Raw genomic sequence first — 20,605 nt, 5'->3', positions numbered from 1 at the left:
CGGCGGCGGTGATCGGATCCGTTATGCCCCCACCTGCGCCGTCGGAGTCCGTGCTGGCTGCGTTCGGGTGTTGCGGGCCACCAGATCGTAGACCGTCAGGTCCACCCCGGTGTCGACGGGTTGACTCCCGCCGGCGAGGCGTCGGGCCAGCATCCCTAATCCTGGGCCGGCGGGGTCCTGGCCAAGGCTGATCAACCGTTCAGCGGCGTCCACCGCGCTGGTAAAGGAGGTGGCCGTGCTGGCCTGGTCGATGCCTGCCAGCAGTCGGGCGCGGTCGGTGGGCGCGGCGGCATCCAGCACATCACGCACCGGGTCAGGCATCAGCGCGCGGACGGGTGAGTTGCCCCAGGCCCCGGGCTTGGCCACCAGTGCCGGCAGCAATGATGTGGGGGTGAAGATGGTCTGATCCTGGTGGTCATAGGATCGGGGGAAGGTCACCACCGGCCGGGCGTGCTCGTCGAGGATGTCGATGACGTCGTGGCGGATCGCCACCGTCAGCAGTCGGCCGGCAAACGAGGGGCCGGCGAGGTAGAAATTGTCCTCGACAGTGATCGTGCCGGTCTTATCGGCCTTCCGTGTTTCATAGCGCACGGGATCAAAACCAATCCCGGGAAGCGCGAGGCAGGCGTCGACGTCGGCGGCGAATAATTCGAGGATCGGCTGCTGTTTACGCCAGTGCGGGGCCAGCGCCAGCTGCTGGCACTGGGCCAGGAAGGTGGTGTTGAGCCCGGCCAGGGTGACGGCGACGGGTTCGGGGACCATGAGGTTGCGGCGCAGGAACCCGACCGCATTTTCCACGTTGCCCTTCTCGTTGCCCGAGTAGGGGTTGCAGTAACGCGCTGAGGTTCGGTAGTGCAGCTTGAACGCGGAAAACAGCTTCGACTCAATGACCTTGTCCCCGGTGCGTCGGCCGACGCCGGTGGCGTTGTCAAAGATCAGTTGCCGGGGCACACCCCCGATGTGGTCGAAGATGGTGCGCAGACCGTGGCAGACGCATTCGGCGGTTTCCCCGCGGTAGGCCTGGACAAAGCGCATGTTCGAGTACGGGAACGTGACAACGAGGATGTGCAGTGTCACCCGTTGCCCGTCGATGACGGCGTCGGCTTGTCCGAAGTCGACTTGGGCGGTGCCGGGGTGCCAGGCCAGTTCGATGTATCCGTCGCCGGGGAGGCGGTGGGCCTGGCGCCAGGCTTTGATGCAGCGCTGGACCGGTGAATACGAACCGGTGTAACCGTATTCGGCGACGAGGCGGTCAAAGACGCGTTTGCTGGTGTGGCGTTGCTTGCGTGGGCGGGTCTTGTCATCTTCGAGCCAGCCGTCGATGATGGCGTCGAGTCCGTCGAGGACCTTCGATCCTGGGCGTTTGGCTGGTGTCGGTGGGGTCGGGGAGAAATCCTCGAGGCGAGTGTATTTGGCCACCGAGTCGCGGCTGACGCCGAGTCGGCGGGCGATCTCCCGGCCGGAGACTGAACCGCTACGGCTTTGTTGCCGCCGTTAGATTGGCTGAGCCAGCCTCTTAGGTGACTCGGTGATTGTAGCGTGCCCGGCCCAGTAGGTCTCCTCGTGCTCCGCGGGTGGGACCATCCCGAGGGTGGAGTGCAGTCGACGGGTGTTGTACCACTGCACCCACGACATGGTCGCCAGCTCCACGTCCACGATCGACTCCATCCTCTCCGGGGTGAAGATTCGGGAGCCGATGCATTCGGTCTTGTAGAGCCCGTTGATCGACTCCATCAGGGCGTTGTCGTAGGCATCCCCCACACTCCCAATCGACGGGGTAATGCCCTGCAGGGCGAGATTTTCCGTGAACTTCACGGCGGTGTATTGGCTGCCCGCATCCGAGTGGTGCGTTAGCTCGCCCCGGATAACGGGACGTTGGGCACGGTCACGTTCCCACAGCGCCAGGCGCAGCGGAATACGCACCAGCTCCACTCCACGGGAGGTCTGCGCGTGCCAGCCTACGATGCGGCTCGCGAGTAGACGTCGACGATAAACGCGACGTACACCCAGCCAGACGCAGTGTGTACATAGGTGAAATCCGCGATCCACACCCGGTTGGGCGCTTTGGCGGTGAAGTCCCGGTTCAGCAGGTCCGGGGTACGGTCCTCGGGGCCGGGAACCGTGGTCCGCGGTTTCGTCCGACGCCTGGAGATACCGTTCATCCCGGCCAGACGCATCAACCGGTCGACGGTGCAGTGCGCCACCGCATGCCCTTGCCGGCGCAGGTACGCGACCATCTTGCGCCGCCCGTACAAGGATTCCGGTGTGCCTTTCAGATCGTGGAGTGCGTTCAGGATCTGCGCGTCGCTGACGATCCGTGTGGCCGGTGCCGCCTTCTTCCAATAGCGGTAGGTTCTTGCCGCGACCTGCACGCCCTGCTCACGCAGGACACAGCAGATCAGCTCGACGGCGAAGCCTTCTTCTCTCATCTGATCGATGAAGTCGGCGATCAGTGGTTTCGGGGGTCGAGCTCCCCGGCTGCCAAATGGGGTGAAATGGTACTGCAATTCCGGAGCACTGGTACTGCGTTCTGATCCCGTGGTACCGGCAGGCTCCCTCAAAAACAGGAAACCCGCCAGCATCAGGGACAGGGCCGTGCTTTTAGCTACTGACCATCGTGGGCAGCGATCCGCTCCCGACTGGTGATCTCACGCATATCCACCGTGCCTAAGGTGATCTTGCGAGACGATCTCGATAAACGGTTGACAATGGAATCCCCGGAGTTCTTATCCGGTAACACATCCAACCAATGCCCCGGAGTCGACTGCGACCCGATGATCGTTGCGTGAATATTCTCCCGATTCGCTAGAATGGGCCCGACCCCCGGATGGTGGACACGGAGGATTTAATCAGGAAGCAGATTTCAGGATAGCAGGACCGCGCTCTTCAAACACCGCAGGCGCGAGATATTTACACCAGGAATGTCTGCGTACCGTGTTGTAACGAGTACACCAGCGGAAAACATCCCGTCGGCAGATCAACTGGTTTATGAATGTCTTGGAATCCTGAAGAACTTCCCGCTTCATCGCGGCATTGAAGGACTCGGCCAAAGCATTATCCGCACTGGTTCCAATTGATCCCATCGACTGCCTGATCCCCAGGTCTTTACAGGCGCCCTGGAATGCATGAGAGGTATACACGCTCCCGTGATCCGAATGAAAGATCGCCCCCTTCAAGTCTCCACGCTGGCCCTTAGCCATGGTCAGTGCATCCTGGACCAAGCTGGTGCGCATATGATCTGCGATGGAAAAGCCCACCAACCTGCGGGAATAACAGTCAATGACCGTAGCCAGGTACATATTCGACCCGTCCGCGATCGGCAGGTAGGTAATGTCCCCGACATAGAGCTGGTTAGGCTTGTCGGCGGTGAATTTCCGGCCCACCAGATCAGGGAACACTGGTTTCTTCTGATCTGACACGGTGGTGGTGACCTTGCGCTTCTTGGTGTAGCCAAACAGTTTGAGTTCACGCATGACCCGCGCAACTCGCTTGTGGTTCACGGGGGTTTGATCGGCCTGGTCCTTGAGTTCGGCCGTGATCCGTTTGGCCCCATAACAACCCTTTTCGGCGGTGAAGACCGTCTTGACCCGGGCACCGAGGAGGGCGTCAGAGATAAGTCGTTTTCTCCGGGCTGAGCTGCTGTTTTTCCATTTGTAATAGGAGGACCTGTTGAGTTTCAGCACCTCGCATAACCGCTTAACCGAATGGTTTTTCTGGGCGTCATCAACGAACCGGAAGCGGATCACCAGTTCGTCTCTTCCGCGAAATATTTAGCGGCCTTCCGCAGGATATCGCGCTCTTCTCTCAGTCGGCTAACTTCCCGTTCCAGCTGGCGGATCCGCTCAGCCTCAGTCACCGAGGCTGGTGAAGGCGTTTCGCTGGGAGTTGCGGTGCCGTATTTTTTTACCCAGTTCGCTAACGTGGCGCGATTGATCCCAAGGTCAGTGGCGATGGTCTGAATCGAAGCCCCCGGGGAGTTCTCATACAAGGCGACGGCGTCGCGCTTGAACTCCTCTGTGTAGGTCTTGCTTGGCATGGTGGCAGATTACCTTTCTGTCCCAGAATGTTGGGATGTTAGGTGTCTACCAAACGGGGGTCAGGTCCAATCGCAAACAGGTCACTTGCAGTGCGTTCATCAACACCCACGGTGAGAAAATCATCCAGAATCAACACATCAACACCAAACAAGCCTGCCAGCATGTCCTCGTGTTCCAACGTGTCGATCCGAGTGACCGCCAAACGCCTAGCCAGATCATCCATGCGCCAATACGCCACCGAATAGCCGTTATGGCACGCAGAAATCCCCACCGCACAGGTCAGATACGTCTTCCCGGACCCCGTCGGCGACAAGATCAACAAGTTGGTCGGATCTGCACCCCAATCATGATTACCCAGACGCTTCATCGTCATCGGATTAAGATTTCGACCCTGTTCATAGCGAATTTCCGCGATCGAGGCATCCATAATAGGAAACCTCGCTTTCCTAATCGCCTCGGAAATACGTTTAGCCTCTCGATCCCTGGCCACCTGCTGGCCAGCCAACCGAAACGCCTCCTCCGGGGTTAGCACATCAGGATTATCGTCATCGATGTTGGCGGTGACGATCTCTTCAAAGGCCCTAGCCAAGCTACTGGCCCGCAGACTGCGAAACAACGCGTGATCATCATCATTAAACAGTGTCACTGGTTGCCCTCCTGCTCATCATCAAAAGACAAAGACGGAATATCATCGACCTCATAGGCGCTGGATGAGCGCAGAAACACACCCGTATCCAGATCCTGGACTGGTTGTGGTTTCACCAGATCAGGAGCCGGCGTCGGCGCAGATCCAGCAACGCTGCGTTTGTGGGTATCGCGGTTGGTGATAATCGATGACTGCAGCTTTTTGATCACCGAATACGTCGGGTACAGATCAGCATCAAGAAGCTCTTGGCAGGCCTGTTCCAACCCGCTGCGGCTTTTCCCGCCCAGCGTTTTCAGGATGTTTTGGCAGTCCAACCAGCCATGGGCATGATGGGCGTGCCGATTGATCATCATCTCGATCACCGTGGTGGTCGCGGGACCAACCAGGCGTGCCTGGTTGATAAACCACTGGTCACTCCACAACTCTGCAGTATCCAGGTGTGCTGGTGGGACATGATCGGCGTGGGTGGAATATTGCCCGAAGCGCCCATGGAGTCGACGGTGCGTAGCCACAACCTGATCTCCGGCAAAGACCGTGATGTCGGTGTTGGATAACCGGGCTTTGACGGTGGATCCCACAAGTTTCCAGGGCACCGAGTAGTACTGCTTATCGCAGGAAATATGGTAGTTGCGCTGGACTTTTAGCTCCTTCCACTCATAGGAGGTGTAGTCCTGATCCGGCAGTGGGATCAGCAGGTGGCGTTCTTCAGCCTGGAATTGCTCGTTCCTGCGTGTCCCATCTACCCGGACGATGTCGTAGTTGATCTCATGGACCTGATCAGCAACGATGTCCTCAATCTGGTCGATGCTGTGGAAGGGGCCTTCCATTTCCAGCACCCCCAGGATGCGGCTGTAGGCGATTTGAACGGATCGTTCCACGGGCCCGACCCCCGGAAAGTGGACGCTGATAATGGGAGTACGGGATCGGAGCCATCCGAAATGACCCCAAAGTGGACTGGCCACACTGTGTGCCTTGCTCGTGATCTGTCTTTCGGAGTAGTTCCGGTCCCGTACCGCGATCCGGAGTTTCGGTCATGACCTTATAGGAGCGTGACCGTTTCCGTGACCACCCTGGCAGGTGTCATGGTAGTAGTCCCATCAGCGTCTTGTCTGTCTGAAGCTCCGGATATGTGGATCCCCCGTGTCCCACCGCTTCAGAAAGCCCGTGAACATCATGCCCACACCAACCATTGACCTTGCTGGCCCCGTAGCCGGCATCGATACGCACACCGATACCCACACCGTGGCCATCGTGACCGAGACTGGTAAACATCTGGCGACCGATACCTTTCCCACCACCAGCAACGGATACCAGCAGGTCACCGAGTTCCTCTCAGCTTACAGCGTCGTAGCTGCGGGGATAGAAGGTACTAACTCCTACGGAGCTGGTCTGACCCGGCATCTTATTGGCCATGGACATGTAGTTTTCGAGGTTTTGCGTCCTACCCGTGCCCTTCGACGCCGGGATGGCAAATCAGACCCTGTTGATGCACTCGCCGCCGCCCGGCAGGTGCTCACCGGTCAAGCACTCAGCATCCCGAAAGACACCACCGGGCCAGTGGAGTCACTGCGCATGCTCCAGATTACCCGCCATCAACTGGTCGCCACGGCGGCAAAACTATTGACTCTCATCAAGTCTCTGCTGGTCACGGCCCCCGTGACTGTTCGGCAGCGTTATGCGACGATGACGACCACCACCCTGGTTATGACATTGTCGCGGTGCCGCCCACCCGCAGATGTCACTGATCCCGTCAATGGCACCTTAACCAGTTTGAAGAGCTTGGCTACCACCTACAACATGCTGCGGGCGCAATGCGATGAACTCGATAACAAGATCACCGATCTGGTCGAGGTCATCAATCCCGCGATGACACAAATTTTCGGCTGCAGGGCTGTTACTGCCGCAGAATTGCTGGTGAGCCTCGGTGAGAATCCACAACGGATCCGATCACAGGCTGCGTTGGCTCATCTGTGGGGCGTTGCACCTATCCCGGCGAGCTCAGGGCGGACGAACCGACACCGGTTAAATAGAGGGGGTGATCGCCAAGCCAACGCAGCACTGCACCGCATAGTCCTGGTCAGGATGCGTCACGATGAACGCACCAGGGACTATGTTCAACGTCGAATCAAAGAAGGGTTGTCGAAGAAAGAAATCATGCGGTGCTTAAAACGCGCCATCGTCCGAGAGATCTATCAAGTGCTGTGTCTGGGGCGACCTGTGAGACAATCCAGTGGGTTGCGTAGCGATGAATTCAGAGCTCTGCGCTCGAAAAAAGGGCTTTCACAAACCCAAGTCGCCAAGAAACTTGGATGCGCTCCAGCAAGAATTAGCGATATTGAAACCGGCAAGCGTCGACTATCGGAGTTGAAGTTAACCTACGAAGAATTCCTTAAAACTGCTTGACACACCATAGGAGCATCACGAAGGATTTAATCAGGAAGCAGATTTCAGGATAGCAGGACCACGCTCCTCAAACACCGCAGGGGCGAGATATCTGCACCAGGAATGCCGGCGCACCGTGTTATAGCGGGTACACCAGCGGAAGACGTCCCGGCGACAGAGCAACTGGTTCATGAATGTCTTGGAATCCTGGAGGACTTCCCGCTTCAGTGCTGCGTTGAAGGACTCCGCGAGGGCGTTGTCAGCACTGGTCCCGATTGATCCCATCGACTGCTTAATCCCGAGGTCTTTACAGGCGTCCTGGAATGCGTTCGACGTATAAACACTGCCGTGGTCCGAGTGAAAAATCGCACCCTTGAGGTTTCCGCGCTGGCCCTTGGCCATCAGCAGCGCATCCTGGACCAAGCTCGTGCGCATGTGATCTGCGATAGAAAAACCCACCAACCTGCGGGAATAACAATCAATAACCGTGGCCAGGTACATATTCGACCCATCCGCGATCGGTAGGTAGGTAATGTCCCCGACGTAGAGCTGGTTCGGCTTGTCGGCGGTGAATTTCCGACCGACAAGGTCAGGAAACACTGGTTTCTTCTGATCGGACACGGTGGTGGTGACCTTGCGTTTCTTGGTGTATCCACACAGTTTCAACGAGCGCATGATCCGGGCGACCCGCTTGTGATTCACGGGGTCATGATCTATCTGATCTTTGAGTTCGGCCGTGATCCGTTTGGCCCCGTAGCAACCATTTTCGGCGGTGAAGACAGTCGTGACCCGTGCACCGAGGATGGCGTCGGATATGAGTCGTTTTCTCCGGGCTGAGCTGCTGTTTTTCCATTTGTAATAGGAGGACCTGTTGAGTTTCAGGACTTCACATATCCGCTTAACCGAATGGTTCTTCTGGGCGTCGTCAACGAACTGGAAGCGGATCACCAGTTCGTCTCTTCCGCGAAATATTTGGCTGCTTTCCGCAGGATGTCACGCTCTTCGCGCAGTCGGCTGACTTCCCGTTCTAGTTGGCGGATCCGCTCAGCCTCGGTCACCGACATCGACGAGGGCGACTCCGCGGTGCCGGTTTTGGTGCGCGCACCTGTCCCGTACTTCTTTAACCAGTTATGAAGGGTAGCCCGGTTGATCCCGAGGTCAGCGGCAATGGTCTGAATCGAAGCCCCTGGGGAGTTCTCATACAAGGCGACAGCGTCGCGCTTGAACTCCTCTGTGTAGGTCTTGCTTGGCATGGTGGCAGATTACCTTTCCCAGCATCATGCTGGCATCAGGGTGTCTACCATCCGGGGGTCAGGTCCCACCCCGGCCTTTTGTTTCGGGGCTCGGACATCAGTCGGCATCACGGCAGTGTTGTAGAACTTGGCCAATGCTTCATACTCAGCACTCACGGCACGGGCGGGGTCGTTTTTCTTCGGCCGGTAGATCGCTGCGGTGTCATTGTCAGGGACCAGGACAAACGGGGCCCCGCCGAAGTAGCGCAGTGCAGCGATATGGCAATTCAGCCAGGCCTTGATATCCATGGTGAAACTGGGGTGGACATACATCATCGATGAGTACGGCAAAACCGCGGTGAAGAAATGCACCTTGCGTGCCTGGCCGGTGATCCGGTCGGTGATCTTGATGGTATCGCCTGCCCAATCAACCTGCATCGTGCGTCCTGGCTGGTGATGCAGCGTGCGGTAGAGGTCATGGGCGTCGACATAGGCATGGAAACGCTGGCAGTAATGCGAGTAGGAATAGGGCTGTTTAGCTGCACTGCCTGCTTCGACGAGGTAGTAGCGCCAGTCCAGCAGGAGGGTGTGATGCGGATTGGTTTTCAGCCGGTGCAAGGTGGTGGCAAAGTCTGGTGCCAGGTACTTCGATTCTTGCGGCAGCCCACGGAGGGGATTTTTCCACTCCTCGAGTTCCTCATCGGTGATCTGGCTCAGTGAGTGCAGCGTGATCTGATGGGCGTCGATGAGCTTATGCGCTGCGGAGATGTCTCTGCGCGAGCATTTCAGCCTGGTGCTGATGGTGGTATAGGAATCACCGAATAGGACTGCGGTGATGATGTCCCGGGTAGAAGCCATGGTTCCTCCATGGAAGTAAGGGGGCGTGTCACGGCTATCAGCGGATGTGCTGTAGCCGCCACCTTTATTTCTACCTGCGGTACCACTGGATCAGAATGGGGTACCACGATCCCCGGAATCCCGGTACCCCAAAACCCCATTTGGCACCTGCCAAATGGGGTGAAATGGTACTGCAATTCCGGAGCACTGGTACTGCGTTCTGATCCCGTGGTACCGGCAGGCTCCCTCAAAAACAGGAAACCCGCCAGCATCAGGGACAGGGCCGTGCTTTTAGCTACTGACCATCGTGGGCAGCGATCCGCTCCCGACTGGTGATCTCACGCATATCCACCGTGCCTAAGGTGATCTTGCGAGACGATCTCGATAAACGGTTGAGGACCTGACCCCCGTTTGGTAGACACCTAACATCCCAACATTCTGGGACAGAAAGGTAATCTGCCACCATGCCAAGCAAGACCTACACAGAGGAGTTCAAGCGCGACGCCGTCGCCTTGTATGAGAACTCCCCGGGGGCTTCGATTCAGACCATCGCCACTGACCTTGGGATCAATCGCGCCACGTTAGCGAACTGGGTAAAAAAATACGGCACCGCAACTCCCAGCGAAACGCCTTCACCAGCCTCGGTGACTGAGGCTGAGCGGATCCGCCAGCTGGAACGGGAAGTTAGCCGACTGAGAGAAGAGCGCGATATCCTGCGGAAGGCCGCTAAATATTTCGCGGAAGAGACGAACTGGTGATCCGCTTCCGGTTCGTTGATGACGCCCAGAAAAACCATTCGGTTAAGCGGTTATGCGAGGTGCTGAAACTCAACAGGTCCTCCTATTACAAATGGAAAAACAGCAGCTCAGCCCGGAGAAAACGACTTATCTCTGACGCCCTCCTCGGTGCCCGGGTCAAGACGGTCTTCACCGCCGAAAAGGGTTGTTATGGGGCCAAACGGATCACGGCCGAACTCAAGGACCAGGCCGATCAAACCCCCGTGAACCACAAGCGAGTTGCGCGGGTCATGCGTGAACTCAAACTGTTTGGCTACACCAAGAAGCGCAAGGTCACCACCACCGTGTCAGATCAGAAGAAACCAGTGTTCCCTGACCTTGTCGGTCGGAAATTCACCGCCGACAAGCCTAACCAGCTCTATGTCGGGGACATTACCTACCTGCCGATCGCGGACGGGTCGAATATGTACCTGGCTACGGTCATTGACTGTTATTCCCGCAGGTTGGTGGGCTTTTCCATCGCAGATCATATGCGCACCAGCTTGGTCCAGGATGCACTGACCATGGCTAAGGGCCAGCGTGGAGACTTGAAGGGGGCGATCTTTCATTCGGATCACGGGAGCGTGTATACCTCTCATGCATTCCAGGGCGCCTGTAAAGACCTGGGGATCAGGCAGTCGATGGGATCAATTGGAACCAGTGCGGATAATGCTTTGGCCGAGTCCTTCAATGCCGCGATGAAGCGGGAAGTTCTTCAGGATTCCAAGACATTCATAAACCAGTTGATCTGCCGACGGGATGTTTTCCGCTGGTGTACTCGTTACAACACGGTACGCAGACATTCCTGGTGTAAATATCTCGCGCCTGCGGTGTTTGAAGAGCGCGGTCCTGCTATCCTGAAATCTGCTTCCTGATTAAATCCTCCGTGTCCACCATCCGGGGGTCGGGCCCTGACAATGGAATCCCCGGAGTTCTTATCCGGTAACACATCCAACCAATGCCCCGGAGTCGACTGCGACCCGATGATCGTTGCGTGAATATTCTCCCGATTCGCTAGAATCGCAAACAGGTCACTTGCAGTGCGTTCATCAACACCCACGGTGAGAAAATCATCCAGAATCAACACATCAACACCAAACAAGCCTGCCAGCATGTCCTCGTGTTCCAACGTGTCGATCCGAGTGACCGCCAAACGCCTAGCCAGATCATCCATGCGCCAATACGCCACCGAATAGCCGTTATGGCACGCAGAAATCCCCACCGCACAGGTCAGATACGTCTTCCCGGACCCCGTCGGCGACAAGATCAACAAGTTGGTCGGATCTGCACCCCAATCATGATTACCCAGACGCTTCATCGTCATCGGATTAAGATTTCGACCCTGTTCATAGCGAATTTCCGCGATCGAGGCATCCATAATAGGAAACCTCGCTTTCCTAATCGCCTCGGAAATACGTTTAGCCTCTCGATCCCTGGCCACCTGCTGGCCAGCCAACCGAAACGCCTCCTCCGGGGTTAGCACATCAGGATTATCGTCATCGATGTTGGCGGTGACGATCTCTTCAAAGGCCCTAGCCAAGCTACTGGCCCGCAGACTGCGAAACAACGCGTGATCATCATCATTAAACAGTGTCACTGGTTGCCCTCCTGCTCATCATCAAAAGACAAAGACGGAATATCATCGACCTCATAGGCGCTGGATGAGCGCAGAAACACACCCGTATCCAGATCCTGGACTGGTTGTGGTTTCACCAGATCAGGAGCCGGCGTCGGCGCAGATCCAGCAACGCTGCGTTTGTGGGTATCGCGGTTGGTGATAATCGATGACTGCAGCTTTTTGATCACCGAATACGTCGGGTACAGATCAGCATCAAGAAGCTCTTGGCAGGCCTGTTCCAACCCGCTGCGGCTTTTCCCGCCCAGCGTTTTCAGGATGTTTTGGCAGTCCAACCAGCCATGGGCATGATGGGCGTGCCGATTGATCATGTTATGCCCCGGGTTTAATGGAGGGTAGGAAATTGGAAAAGGAAACCCTCGCATGCCCATCAAATACACCGACGAACTTAAACAACGCGCCGTCGAACTCGTCATCCACGCCCAAGCTAATCCCGACACCGCCCACGGGGCCGTCAGGAGAGTCGCTGACGAACTCGGCGTCTCGAAAGAAGCACTGCGTGTCTGGGTCCGCAAGCACAAAGACACCGGCCTGGACACCCCAGCACAATCCGTTGACCTCGAAGCTGAAAACCGCAGGCTAAGGGCAGAACTAGCAGAAGCCAAACGCGCCAACGACATCCTCAAGAAAGCCTCAGCTTTTTTCGCGGCGGAGCTCGACCGCCCACACAAATAATCGTCAAATTCATTGACACCTACCGTGCTCAATTCGGGGTCGAGCCAATCGTGCGGGCGTTACGCAATACGTCTGCGAAAATTGCCCTGAGCACCTATTACGCTTTCAAATCCAGGCCAGCATCAGCCAGATCTATCCGGGATAAACAGATCAGCCAGTCGTTGCATCAAATTTTCGAGGATAACTATTCCTGTTACGGGGTTCGTAAAATGTGGGCGGCGATCAACCGTGAAGGCCACCTTGGCCATGTTGCCCGCTGCACCGTGGAACGACTCATGGCGATCGAAGGGCTTAGAGGGATCCGACGAAGGAAGAAGAAACCCTCCACACGCAGCGCAGATGCCGGTGATTGTCCAGTGGATCTGGTCGACCGGGACTTCGAGGTGGGACCTGACCCCCGGATGGTAGACACCCTGATGCCAGCATGATGCTGGGAAAGGTAATCTGCCACCATGCCAAGCAAGACCTACACAGAGGAGTTCAAGCGCGACGCTGTCGCCTTGTATGAGAACTCCCCAGGGGCTTCGATTCAGACCATTGCCGCTGACCTCGGGATCAACCGGGCTACCCTTCATAACTGGTTAAAGAAGTACGGGACAGGTGCGCGCACCAAAACCGGCACCGCGGAGTCGCCCTCGTCGATGTCGGTGACCGAGGCTGAGCGGATCCGCCAACTAGAACGGGAAGTCAGCCGACTGCGCGAAGAGCGTGACATCCTGCGGAAAGCAGCCAAATATTTCGCGGAAGAGACGAACTGGTGATCCGCTTCCAGTTCGTTGACGACGCCCAGAAGAACCATTCGGTTAAGCGGATATGTGAAGTCCTGAAACTCAACAGGTCCTCCTATTACAAATGGAAAAACAGCAGCTCAGCCCGGAGAAAACGACTCATATCCGACGCCATCCTCGGTGCACGGGTCACGACTGTCTTCACCGCCGAAAATGGTTGCTACGGGGCCAAACGGATCACGGCCGAACTCAAAGATCAGATAGATCATGACCCCGTGAATCACAAGCGGGTCGCCCGGATCATGCGCTCGTTGAAACTGTGTGGATACACCAAGAAACGCAAGGTCACCACCACCGTGTCCGATCAGAAGAAACCAGTGTTTCCTGACCTTGTCGGTCGGAAATTCACCGCCGACAAGCCGAACCAGCTCTACGTCGGGGACATTACCTACCTACCGATCGCGGATGGGTCGAATATGTACCTGGCCACGGTTATTGATTGTTATTCCCGCAGGTTGGTGGGTTTTTCTATCGCAGATCACATGCGCACGAGCTTGGTCCAGGATGCGCTGCTGATGGCCAAGGGCCAGCGCGGAAACCTCAAGGGTGCGATTTTTCACTCGGACCACGGCAGTGTTTATACGTCGAACGCATTCCAGGACGCCTGTAAAGACCTCGGGATTAAGCAGTCGATGGGATCAATCGGGACCAGTGCTGACAACGCCCTCGCGGAGTCCTTCAACGCAGCACTGAAGCGGGAAGTCCTCCAGGATTCCAAGACATTCATGAACCAGTTGCTCTGTCGCCGGGACGTCTTCCGCTGGTGTACCCGCTATAACACGGTGCGCCGGCATTCCTGGTGCAGATATCTCGCCCCTGCGGTGTTTGAGGAGCGTGGTCCTGCTATCCTGAAATCTGCTTCCTGATTAAATCCTTCGTGATGCTCCTATGGTGTGTCAAGCAGTTTTAAGGAATTCTTCGTAGGTTAACTTCAACTCCGATAGTCGACGCTTGCCGGTTTCAATATCGCTAATTCTTGCTGGAGCGCATCCAAGTTTCTTGGCGACTTGGGTTTGTGAAAGCCCTTTTTTCGAGCGCAGAGCTCTGAATTCATCGCTACGCAACCCACTGGATTGTCTCACAGGTCGCCCCAGACACAGCACTTGATAGATCTCTCGGACGATGGCGCGTTTTAAGCACCGCATGATTTCTTTCTTCGACAACCCTTCTTTGATTCGACGTTGAACATAGTCCCTGGTGCGTTCATCGTGACGCATCCTGACCAGGACTATGCGGTGCAGTGCTGCGTTGGCTTGGCGATCACCCCCTCTATTTAACCGGTGTCGGTTCGTCCGCCCTGAGCTCGCCGGGATAGGTGCAACGCCCCACAGATGAGCCAACGCAGCCTGTGATCGGATCCGTTGTGGATTCTCACCGAGGCTCACCAGCAATTCTGCGGCAGTAACAGCCCTGCAGCCGAAAATTTGTGTCATCGCGGGATTGATGACCTCGACCAGATCGGTGATCTTGTTATCGAGTTCATCGCATTGCGCCCGCAGCATGTTGTAGGTGGTAGCCAAGCTCTTCAAACTGGTTAAGGTGCCATTGACGGGATCAGTGACATCTGCGGGTGGGCGGCACCGCGACAATGTCATAACCAGGGTGGTGGTCGTCATCGTCGCATAACGCTGCCGAACAGTCACGGGGGCCGTGACCAGCAGAGACTTGATGAGAGTCAATAGTTTTGCCGCCGTGGCGACCAGTTGATGGCGGGTAATCTGGAGCATGCGCAGTGACTCCACTGGCCCGGTGGTGTCTTTCGGGATGCTGAGTGCTTGACCGGTGAGCACCTGCCGGGCGGCGGCGAGTGCATCAACAGGGTCTGATTTGCCATCCCGGCGTCGAAGGGCACGGGTAGGACGCAAAACCTCGAAAACTACATGTCCATGGCCAATAAGATGCCGGGTCAGACCAGCTCCGTAGGAGTTAGTACCTTCTATCCCCGCAGCTACGACGCTGTAAGCTGAGAGGAACTCGGTGACCTGCTGGTATCCGTTGCTGGTGGTGGGAAAGGTATCGGTCGCCAGATGTTTACCAGTCTCGGTCACGATGGCCACGGTGTGGGTATCGGTGTGCGTATCGATGCCGGCTACGGGGCCAGCAAGGTCAATGGTTGGTGTGGGCATGATGTTCACGGGCTTTCTGAAGCGGTGGGACACGGGGGATCCACATATCCGGAGCTTCAGACAGACAAGACGCTGATGGGACTACTACCATGACACCTGCCAGGGTGGTCACGGAAACGGTCACGCTCCTATAAGGTCATGACCGAAACTCCGGATCGCGGTACGGGACCGGAACTACTCCGAAAGACAGATCACGAGCAAGGCACACAGTGTGGCCAGTCCACTTTGGGGTCATTTCGGATGGCTCCGATCCCGTACTCCCATTATCAGCGTCCACTTTCCGGGGGTCGGGCCCGTGGATGCACCGAACAAGCTGTGGGTCGCGGACATTACCTATATCTCAACCTCGCAGGGCTGGGTATATGCCGCTTTTGTGTTGGACGCCTTTTCACGAGAGATCGTCGGTTGGCAGATCACCAATCACATGCGGGCATCCTTGGCTAGGGATGCACTCGATATGGGGTTATCTGCCCGTCTTCGCGCTGGTGAGGACGTTTCCGGGTTGATTCATCACTCGGATCGTGGAGTGCAATACCGCAGCATTGTCTACGGTGAAACCCTGGCAGAATCTGACGTCGTTGCTTCGGTTGGATCACGTGGTGATTCCTACGATAATGCCATGGCAGAGGCGTTGAACTCAGTGTTCAAAGCTGAGCTTATTGATCGGCAGATCTGGCCGTCCTTAACGGATGTGCTCGTGGAATCCTCAAGGTGGATCGGGTGGTACAACAGTCGCCGGCTGCACTCGTCTGTGGATTACCGACCGCCGCGGGAGGTACACCAGGACTGGACGAAACGTCAGGCTCAAGCGGCCTGATATTTAAGTAAATGACCCTCTACAAAACCCGGGGCTTGACATCATCATCTCGATCACCGTGGTGGTCGCGGGACCAACCAGGCGTGCCTGGTTGATAAACCACTGGTCACTCCACAACTCTGCAGTATCCAGGTGTGCTGGTGGGACATGATCGGCGTGGGTGGAATATTGCCCGAAGCGCCCATGGAGTCGACGGTGCGTAGCCACAACCTGATCTCCGGCAAAGACCGTGATGTCGGTGTTGGATAACCGGGCTTTGACGGTGGATCCCACAAGTTTCCAGGGCACCGAGTAGTACTGCTTATCGCAGGAAATATGGTAGTTGCGCTGGACTTTTAGCTCCTTCCACTCATAGGAGGTGTAGTCCTGATCCGGCAGTGGGATCAGCAGGTGGCGTTCTTCAGCCTGGAATTGCTCGTTCCTGCGTGTCCCATCTACCCGGACGATGTCGTAGTTGATCTCATGGACCTGATCAGCAACGATGTCCTCAATCTGGTCGATGCTGTGGAAGGGGCCTTCCATTTCCAGCACCCCCAGGATGCGGCTGTAGGCGATTTGAACGGATCGTTCCACCCCGGCCTTTTGTTTCGGGGCTCGGACATCAGTCGGCATCACGGCAGTGTTGTAGAACTTGGCCAATGCTTCATACTCAGCACTCACGGCACGGGCGGGGTCGTTTTTCTTCGGCCGGTAGATCGCTGCGGTGTCATTGTCAGGGACCAGGACAAACGGGGCCCCGCCGAAGTAGCGCAGTGCAGCGATATGGCAATTCAGCCAGGCCTTGATATCCATGGTGAAACTGGGGTGGACATACATCATCGATGAGTACGGCAAAACCGCGGTGAAGAAATGCACCTTGCGTGCCTGGCCGGTGATCCGGTCGGTGATCTTGATGGTATCGCCTGCCCAATCAACCTGCATCGTGCGTCCTGGCTGGTGATGCAGCGTGCGGTAGAGGTCATGGGCGTCGACATAGGCATGGAAACGCTGGCAGTAATGCGAGTAGGAATAGGGCTGTTTAGCTGCACTGCCTGCTTCGACGAGGTAGTAGCGCCAGTCCAGCAGGAGGGTGTGATGCGGATTGGTTTTCAGCCGGTGCAAGGTGGTGGCAAAGTCTGGTGCCAGGTACTTCGATTCTTGCGGCAGCCCACGGAGGGGATTTTTCCACTCCTCGAGTTCCTCATCGGTGATCTGGCTCAGTGAGTGCAGCGTGATCTGATGGGCGTCGATGAGCTTATGCGCTGCGGAGATGTCTCTGCGCGAGCATTTCAGCCTGGTGCTGATGGTGGTATAGGAATCACCGAATAGGACTGCGGTGATGATGTCCCGGGTAGAAGCCATGGTTCCTCCATGGAAGTAAGGGGGCGTGTCACGGCTATCAGCGGATGTGCTGTAGCCGCCACCTTTATTTCTACCTGCGGTACCACTGGATCAGAATGGGGTACCACGATCCCCGGAATCCCGGTACCCCAAAACCCCATTTGGCACCGACACAGACTTCTCCACAATTTTGGCAGTAAAGTAACTGGAGCACTCGTGCCCCGCAATCACAACGTGATACCGGCTCGATAAAGAGCTTACCTACTGCTCTTTCTTCATAACTTCCACCAGGAATTTCACTACAGGAGGGGTCCGTGCAAGCCCACACCCCTGGAACATTTCTGAAGAAATAGTGAGCGCGAAACCCTGGATCATCTCCGGCTGGAAACTCTGATAGTCCTCTGAAAATCTTAGTGAGCGCGCTAACAGCCTCATTCTCGCTCGATCCTGGGAAGAGCTCAATCCCTAATTCTTTGAGTGTGAACGCCTTTCCTAATCGTTTTTCAGAGGTAAACGCAACCCGAATACGATCAATGAGCTTCTCACTACGGGCGTAGTCGCACGCCTCAATGGGGTCCCGCTTAGAAATTCCCCTCAAGATATCTTCTGGCGCTGATTCCAATTTCGCAGCTTCTGGTTCAGGTACCTTCACGCTTCCCTCAATGAAATCGAAGGAATCGACCGAGAGATTGAAGAAACTCTCGATAAAAGTGCGATCTCGGCCCGGATCCAAAGAGGCAGATGATGCCACAACACGCAGCTGTGATGGTTTTCGGTCTAAACCAAGCCGCCTCATCAGATTTCGCAGAAGGTAGGCCACTTCGGTACCAGCGGTTCCTCTGTATGTATGCAGTTCATCGACCACGATCGTGAACACATTATGTGGATTTTCTAACCATTTGCGGGTTTGCTCGAAAAACGACTGTTCTTGCTCTCTTAAGAGCATCACATTGAGCATGGAGTAGTTAGTGATCAAAATATCTGGAGGGAAATCCATCATGTCCCAGCGCGAATTCAGTTCAGCCCCGTCGAGACGAGGAACGAAATACCTGGATTCTTTCTCAGGCTCCTTCGAGTCGGCTATTAAAGCTGCGTGAGCCCTCTCATCAAGGCGCTCAAACACTTCCCGCAGGAGCTTCTTTGCTGAGCTGTCAGATCTATCGCCTGTGCCAGGAGTCGCGCCGGTATACTTACCGAAGTAGAAGCGATGCCCTCCCCGGTTCTCGTCTAACCAATCACGGGCCGCATCACTGTCCAGAGTTCTCCGGAGTCGTGTTAATTGATCTTCGACCAGCGCGTTCATAGGGTATAGAATTAAGCTTCGAACTGCAGCTAAACGTCCGGTTTCTCCAGCTCTTTGCGATTCAAAGGGAGCCGAATAGGACTCCCACCAACGATTATGCGCACCTCTACTACCGCTCCATTCTCGAGACTCTTCGAGTAATCCAGCTAACACCGGCAAAAGGAATGCCTCAGTTTTACCAGACCCTGTACCGGAAGTGATGATTGTGTTCTTTCCACGGGTGGATCCAGACTTAAGCGCAATGCCGTTAAGTTAGTGGGTGTAGTGTTGTGCTATGCCTCGACATGGACGGACACAACCTGATACTGATCGTCGGTTATCGGATTTAATCTCGGTGGGCCTGCTCACCCGGGTGTTTCCGGCCGATGTCGTGGACGAGGTCGTCGCGCAGGCCGGTCGTACCCAGCAACGATCCCGCATCCTGCCCTCCCGGGTAATGGTGTATTACACCATCACAATGGCTTTGAACTCCGATGGATCCTATGAGGATATCTACGCCGATCTCACCGATGGACTGTCCTGGGCCTGCAGGTGGGAGGAACAGGCAGTACCTGCTCCGTCACGCTCCGCGATTTTCCAGGCCAGGGTCAGGCTGGGACATGAACCGATGGCAGCGTTGTTTGCCCGTGTTGCCCAACCATTGGCCCGGCCGGGGTGGGAGGGGGCCTGGCTGGCGGGCAAACGCCTGTTGGCTGTTGATGGCACCACCTTGGATGTCCCGGATACGCCAGCCAATGTCGAGCATTTCGGGCGTCCCGGCACCGGACGTGGTCAGGCCGGGTACCCGCAGGCCCGTGTCGTGGCGATCGCGGAATGTGGATCACATGCGATCCTGGACGCGGTCATCGGCGGGCTGGGCACCGGGGAAACGACCCTGGCTGATGAACTGATCGACCGGCTGGATCCAGGCTCAGTACTGGTCGCTGATCGGGGGTTTTATAGTTTCCACCGGTGGGCTACCGCCCAGGACCGTGGTGCGGATCTGGTGTGGCGGATCCGGAACAATGTGAAACCACACCATGTGCGAACCCTGGAGGATGGAACATGGTTGGCCACGATTACCCCGAGCAGTGGGCCGGGGTGGCGGCAGGTTGCCCCAAGGATGGTGCGGGTGGTGGACTACCACATCGATACCGGTGACGATGAGGCTGGCATTGTCGACCAGCAGCATCGGTTGTTGACCACCTTGTTGGATCCTGATGAGGTGTCGGTGGAGGATCTGATCGCGGCGTATCACGCCCGGTGGGAGATCGAGAACACTTTCGATGAGTTGAAAACCCATCAGCGTGGACGAGAAAGGGTGTTGCGGTCAAAGTCCCCGGAGTTGGTGCGTCAGGAGATCTGGGGGCATCTGTGCTGCCACTACGCGATCAGGACACTGATGGCTGATGCGGCCACTGCCAGTGAGCACCCTCCGGTGCGGGTGTCATTTGTTAAGGCCTTGAAGCTTACCCGTCGTTCGGTGATCCAGGGCTCTTTTCCCCCCTGACGACCCGCACACCGCCCGAAGTTTATGGGATCGGGCAGTGTCTTGGCTGGCCAGGTACCTCAACCCACCGCGACGAAGGCGGAAGAATCCGCGGGTGATTAAACGAAAGATGTCGAAATGGCCGGTGAAACGATCCCATCATTGTGGTCGGCCACTCGGCCCAGTGGTCACCGTCATCCCACCACTAACTTAACGGTATTGGACTTAAGCGCTTCCTCTTGGTGTTTATAAAGAGAACGCCCGGCCGGAATCAGTCCACAATTAGCAAATTCTGCGAGTTCTACCGGTGCACCTGCAGCTTGTACTGAGTCAAGTAAACTACGCCGCACAGAGACATACTCAGGTCGCATTTCAACCAAGGGCAAGCGGTAGGCCCCACCATCTCTGTCCATCAGCTCCCGGCGTTCTTTTTGCAAACGTTTATCCGCAAGAGCAAAGGGCGTATCATAGTACCTGAAATAGGCTTCGCGTAGTCTATCAAAAGTGCCCATTACATCTATGGAAGGTGAATCTGCCATGTGGAACTTCTCCGCCCTTTTAG

The 20,605-nt window shown here is 56.4% G+C and carries 20 protein-coding genes, 1 pseudogene and 1 other annotated feature; of the genes and pseudogenes, 7 read left to right on the top strand and 14 right to left on the bottom strand.

The features are described from left to right. Positions 1-21 precede the first annotated feature (21 nt). From istA (CE_RS06255) to CE_RS06225, 6 genes and pseudogenes are all read right to left on the bottom strand, one after another. A pseudogene (gene istA, locus CE_RS06255) lies at positions 22-1,476 on the bottom strand (IS21 family transposase); the annotation flags it as partial. A gap of 18 nt (positions 1,477-1,494) precedes the next feature. Further along, complete coding sequence (locus CE_RS15420) at positions 1,495-1,923, bottom strand: integrase core domain-containing protein (protein ID WP_231295125.1); 429 nt, start codon at positions 1,921-1,923, stop codon at positions 1,495-1,497. 35 nt (positions 1,924-1,958) lie between these two features. Continuing rightward, positions 1,959-2,582, bottom strand: coding sequence for an IS3 family transposase (locus CE_RS06245; protein ID WP_011075361.1), 624 nt, complete (start codon positions 2,580-2,582; stop codon positions 1,959-1,961). Positions 2,583-2,849: 267 nt separating this feature from the next. Continuing rightward, a protein-coding gene (locus tag CE_RS06240) for an IS3 family transposase (protein ID WP_143758376.1) occupies positions 2,850-4,036 on the bottom strand; the annotation gives its coding sequence in 2 pieces (ribosomal slippage) (positions 2,850-3,763 and positions 3,763-4,036; 1,188 coding nt in all). A 38-nt stretch (positions 4,037-4,074) separates the two neighbouring features. Next, the gene (locus CE_RS06230; protein WP_011075359.1) at positions 4,075-4,683 is read right to left on the bottom strand and encodes an ATP-binding protein; all 609 of its coding nucleotides are present in this window, start codon (positions 4,681-4,683) and stop codon (positions 4,075-4,077) included. Further along, positions 4,680-5,561, bottom strand: a complete 882-nt coding sequence (locus CE_RS06225; RefSeq protein ID WP_049783610.1) for a Mu transposase domain-containing protein — start codon at positions 5,559-5,561, stop codon at positions 4,680-4,682. The genes CE_RS06230 and CE_RS06225 overlap by 4 nt, the downstream gene beginning before the upstream one ends. Before the next feature lie 295 nt (positions 5,562-5,856). On the opposite strand from CE_RS06225, the gene CE_RS06220 reads away from it, so the two are divergent. Then, positions 5,857-7,086, top strand: coding sequence for an IS110 family transposase (locus CE_RS06220; protein WP_006770550.1), 1,230 nt, complete (start codon positions 5,857-5,859; stop codon positions 7,084-7,086). 30 nt (positions 7,087-7,116) lie between these two features. Here the strand turns inward: CE_RS06220 and CE_RS06215 are convergent. Both CE_RS06215 and CE_RS06205 read right to left on the bottom strand, forming a co-directional pair. Further along, positions 7,117-8,318, bottom strand: a protein-coding gene (locus tag CE_RS06215) for an IS3 family transposase (protein WP_173362560.1) whose coding sequence is annotated in 2 segments (ribosomal slippage) — positions 7,117-8,024 and positions 8,024-8,318 — 1,203 coding nt in all. Because the reading frame shifts where the segments join, the coding sequence is not laid out codon by codon here. 24 nt (positions 8,319-8,342) lie between these two features. Then, positions 8,343-9,155: a DDE-type integrase/transposase/recombinase gene (locus CE_RS06205; RefSeq protein ID WP_011075357.1), complete on the bottom strand. Its 813-nt coding sequence runs from the start codon at positions 9,153-9,155 to the stop codon at positions 8,343-8,345. 443 nt (positions 9,156-9,598) lie between these two features. On the opposite strand from CE_RS06205, the gene CE_RS06195 reads away from it, so the two are divergent. Further along, positions 9,599-10,785, top strand: a protein-coding gene (locus tag CE_RS06195; protein WP_143758376.1) for an IS3 family transposase whose coding sequence is annotated in 2 segments (ribosomal slippage) — positions 9,599-9,872 and positions 9,872-10,785 — 1,188 coding nt in all. Because the reading frame shifts where the segments join, the coding sequence is not laid out codon by codon here. Here the strand turns inward: CE_RS06195 and CE_RS06190 are convergent. Together CE_RS06190 and CE_RS06185 are read right to left on the bottom strand one after the other, a co-directional pair. Continuing rightward, entirely contained in the window at positions 10,692-11,507 is an 816-nt protein-coding gene (locus CE_RS06190; protein ID WP_011075355.1) for an ATP-binding protein, read from the bottom strand. The two genes, CE_RS06195 and CE_RS06190, sit on opposite strands and share 94 nt — an antisense overlap. Then, positions 11,504-11,857 carry a hypothetical protein gene (locus CE_RS06185; protein ID WP_011075458.1) on the bottom strand — a complete coding sequence of 118 codons (354 nt, stop codon included), beginning with the start codon at positions 11,855-11,857 and terminating at the stop codon, positions 11,504-11,506. The genes CE_RS06190 and CE_RS06185 overlap by 4 nt, the downstream gene beginning before the upstream one ends. Positions 11,858-11,909: 52 nt before the next feature. Here CE_RS06185 and CE_RS06180 point away from each other — a divergent pair, with 52 nt between their 5' ends. From CE_RS06180 to CE_RS06170, 3 genes are all read left to right on the top strand, one after another. Beyond that, positions 11,910-12,221 carry a transposase gene (locus tag CE_RS06180; RefSeq protein ID WP_006770565.1) on the top strand — a complete coding sequence of 104 codons (312 nt, stop codon included), beginning with the start codon at positions 11,910-11,912 and terminating at the stop codon, positions 12,219-12,221. Beyond that, positions 12,182-12,310 (top strand) — a sequence feature (AL1L pseudoknot). Its footprint overlaps the gene before it by 40 nt. Then, positions 12,272-12,649: an IS3 family transposase gene (locus tag CE_RS15840; protein WP_011075354.1), complete on the top strand. Its 378-nt coding sequence runs from the start codon at positions 12,272-12,274 to the stop codon at positions 12,647-12,649. (Overlaps the previous feature by 39 nt.) A gap of 24 nt (positions 12,650-12,673) precedes the next feature. Continuing rightward, a protein-coding gene (locus CE_RS06170; RefSeq protein WP_173362560.1) for an IS3 family transposase occupies positions 12,674-13,875 on the top strand; the annotation gives its coding sequence in 2 pieces (ribosomal slippage) (positions 12,674-12,968 and positions 12,968-13,875; 1,203 coding nt in all). 30 nt (positions 13,876-13,905) lie between these two features. On the opposite strand, the gene CE_RS06165 is transcribed toward CE_RS06170, so the two are convergent. Beyond that, positions 13,906-15,135 carry an IS110 family transposase gene (locus CE_RS06165; RefSeq protein ID WP_006770550.1) on the bottom strand — a complete coding sequence of 410 codons (1,230 nt, stop codon included), beginning with the start codon at positions 15,133-15,135 and terminating at the stop codon, positions 13,906-13,908. Positions 15,136-15,430: 295 nt separating this feature from the next. Here CE_RS06165 and CE_RS06160 point away from each other — a divergent pair, with 295 nt between their 5' ends. Then, positions 15,431-15,952, top strand: coding sequence for an IS3 family transposase (locus CE_RS06160; protein WP_162096718.1), 522 nt, complete (start codon positions 15,431-15,433; stop codon positions 15,950-15,952). Between the two features lie 3 nt (positions 15,953-15,955). Here CE_RS06160 and istA (CE_RS06155) read toward each other — a convergent pair whose 3' ends face one another. Both istA (CE_RS06155) and CE_RS14850 read right to left on the bottom strand, forming a co-directional pair. Beyond that, positions 15,956-17,293 (bottom strand): IS21 family transposase, encoded by a 1,338-nt coding sequence (gene istA / locus CE_RS06155; protein ID WP_011075351.1) that lies wholly within the window; start codon positions 17,291-17,293, stop codon positions 15,956-15,958. A gap of 70 nt (positions 17,294-17,363) precedes the next feature. After that, the gene (locus CE_RS14850) at positions 17,364-18,818 is read right to left on the bottom strand and encodes a DEAD/DEAH box helicase (protein ID WP_081462110.1); all 1,455 of its coding nucleotides are present in this window, start codon (positions 18,816-18,818) and stop codon (positions 17,364-17,366) included. 31 nt (positions 18,819-18,849) lie between these two features. On the opposite strand from CE_RS14850, the gene CE_RS06150 reads away from it, so the two are divergent. Then, positions 18,850-20,064, top strand: coding sequence for an IS4-like element ISCef4 family transposase (locus CE_RS06150; RefSeq protein ID WP_011074783.1), 1,215 nt, complete (start codon positions 18,850-18,852; stop codon positions 20,062-20,064). 173 nt (positions 20,065-20,237) lie between these two features. On the opposite strand, the gene CE_RS15225 is transcribed toward CE_RS06150, so the two are convergent. Further along, positions 20,238-20,582 carry a hypothetical protein gene (locus CE_RS15225; RefSeq protein WP_143758433.1) on the bottom strand — a complete coding sequence of 115 codons (345 nt, stop codon included), beginning with the start codon at positions 20,580-20,582 and terminating at the stop codon, positions 20,238-20,240. Between the last annotated feature and the right edge of the window lie 23 nt (positions 20,583-20,605).

Source organism: Corynebacterium efficiens YS-314 (genome assembly GCF_000011305.1).
Classification (GTDB): domain Bacteria; phylum Actinomycetota; class Actinomycetes; order Mycobacteriales; family Mycobacteriaceae; genus Corynebacterium; species Corynebacterium efficiens.
This window is presented reverse-complemented; position numbering and strand designations above follow the sequence as displayed.

What these genes read in the sequence shown, in the direction of transcription:
- CE_RS06245 (WP_011075361.1), bottom strand. Translation starts at nt 2,582, where the DNA reads ATGCTGGCGGGTTTCCTGTTTTTGAGGGAGCCTGCCGGTACCACGGGA.
- CE_RS06220 (WP_006770550.1), top strand. Translation starts at nt 5,857, where the DNA reads ATGCCCACACCAACCATTGACCTTGCTGGCCCCGTAGCCGGCATCGAT.
- CE_RS06205 (WP_011075357.1), bottom strand. Translation starts at nt 9,155, where the DNA reads ATGGCTTCTACCCGGGACATCATCACCGCAGTCCTATTCGGTGATTCC.
- CE_RS06185 (WP_011075458.1), bottom strand. Translation starts at nt 11,857, where the DNA reads ATGATCAATCGGCACGCCCATCATGCCCATGGCTGGTTGGACTGCCAA.
- CE_RS06180 (WP_006770565.1), top strand. Translation starts at nt 11,910, where the DNA reads ATGCCCATCAAATACACCGACGAACTTAAACAACGCGCCGTCGAACTC.
- CE_RS06165 (WP_006770550.1), bottom strand. Translation starts at nt 15,135, where the DNA reads ATGCCCACACCAACCATTGACCTTGCTGGCCCCGTAGCCGGCATCGAT.
- istA (WP_011075351.1), bottom strand. Translation starts at nt 17,293, where the DNA reads ATGGCTTCTACCCGGGACATCATCACCGCAGTCCTATTCGGTGATTCC.
- CE_RS06150 (WP_011074783.1), top strand. Translation starts at nt 18,850, where the DNA reads ATGCCTCGACATGGACGGACACAACCTGATACTGATCGTCGGTTATCG.
- CE_RS15225 (WP_143758433.1), bottom strand. Translation starts at nt 20,582, where the DNA reads ATGGCAGATTCACCTTCCATAGATGTAATGGGCACTTTTGATAGACTA.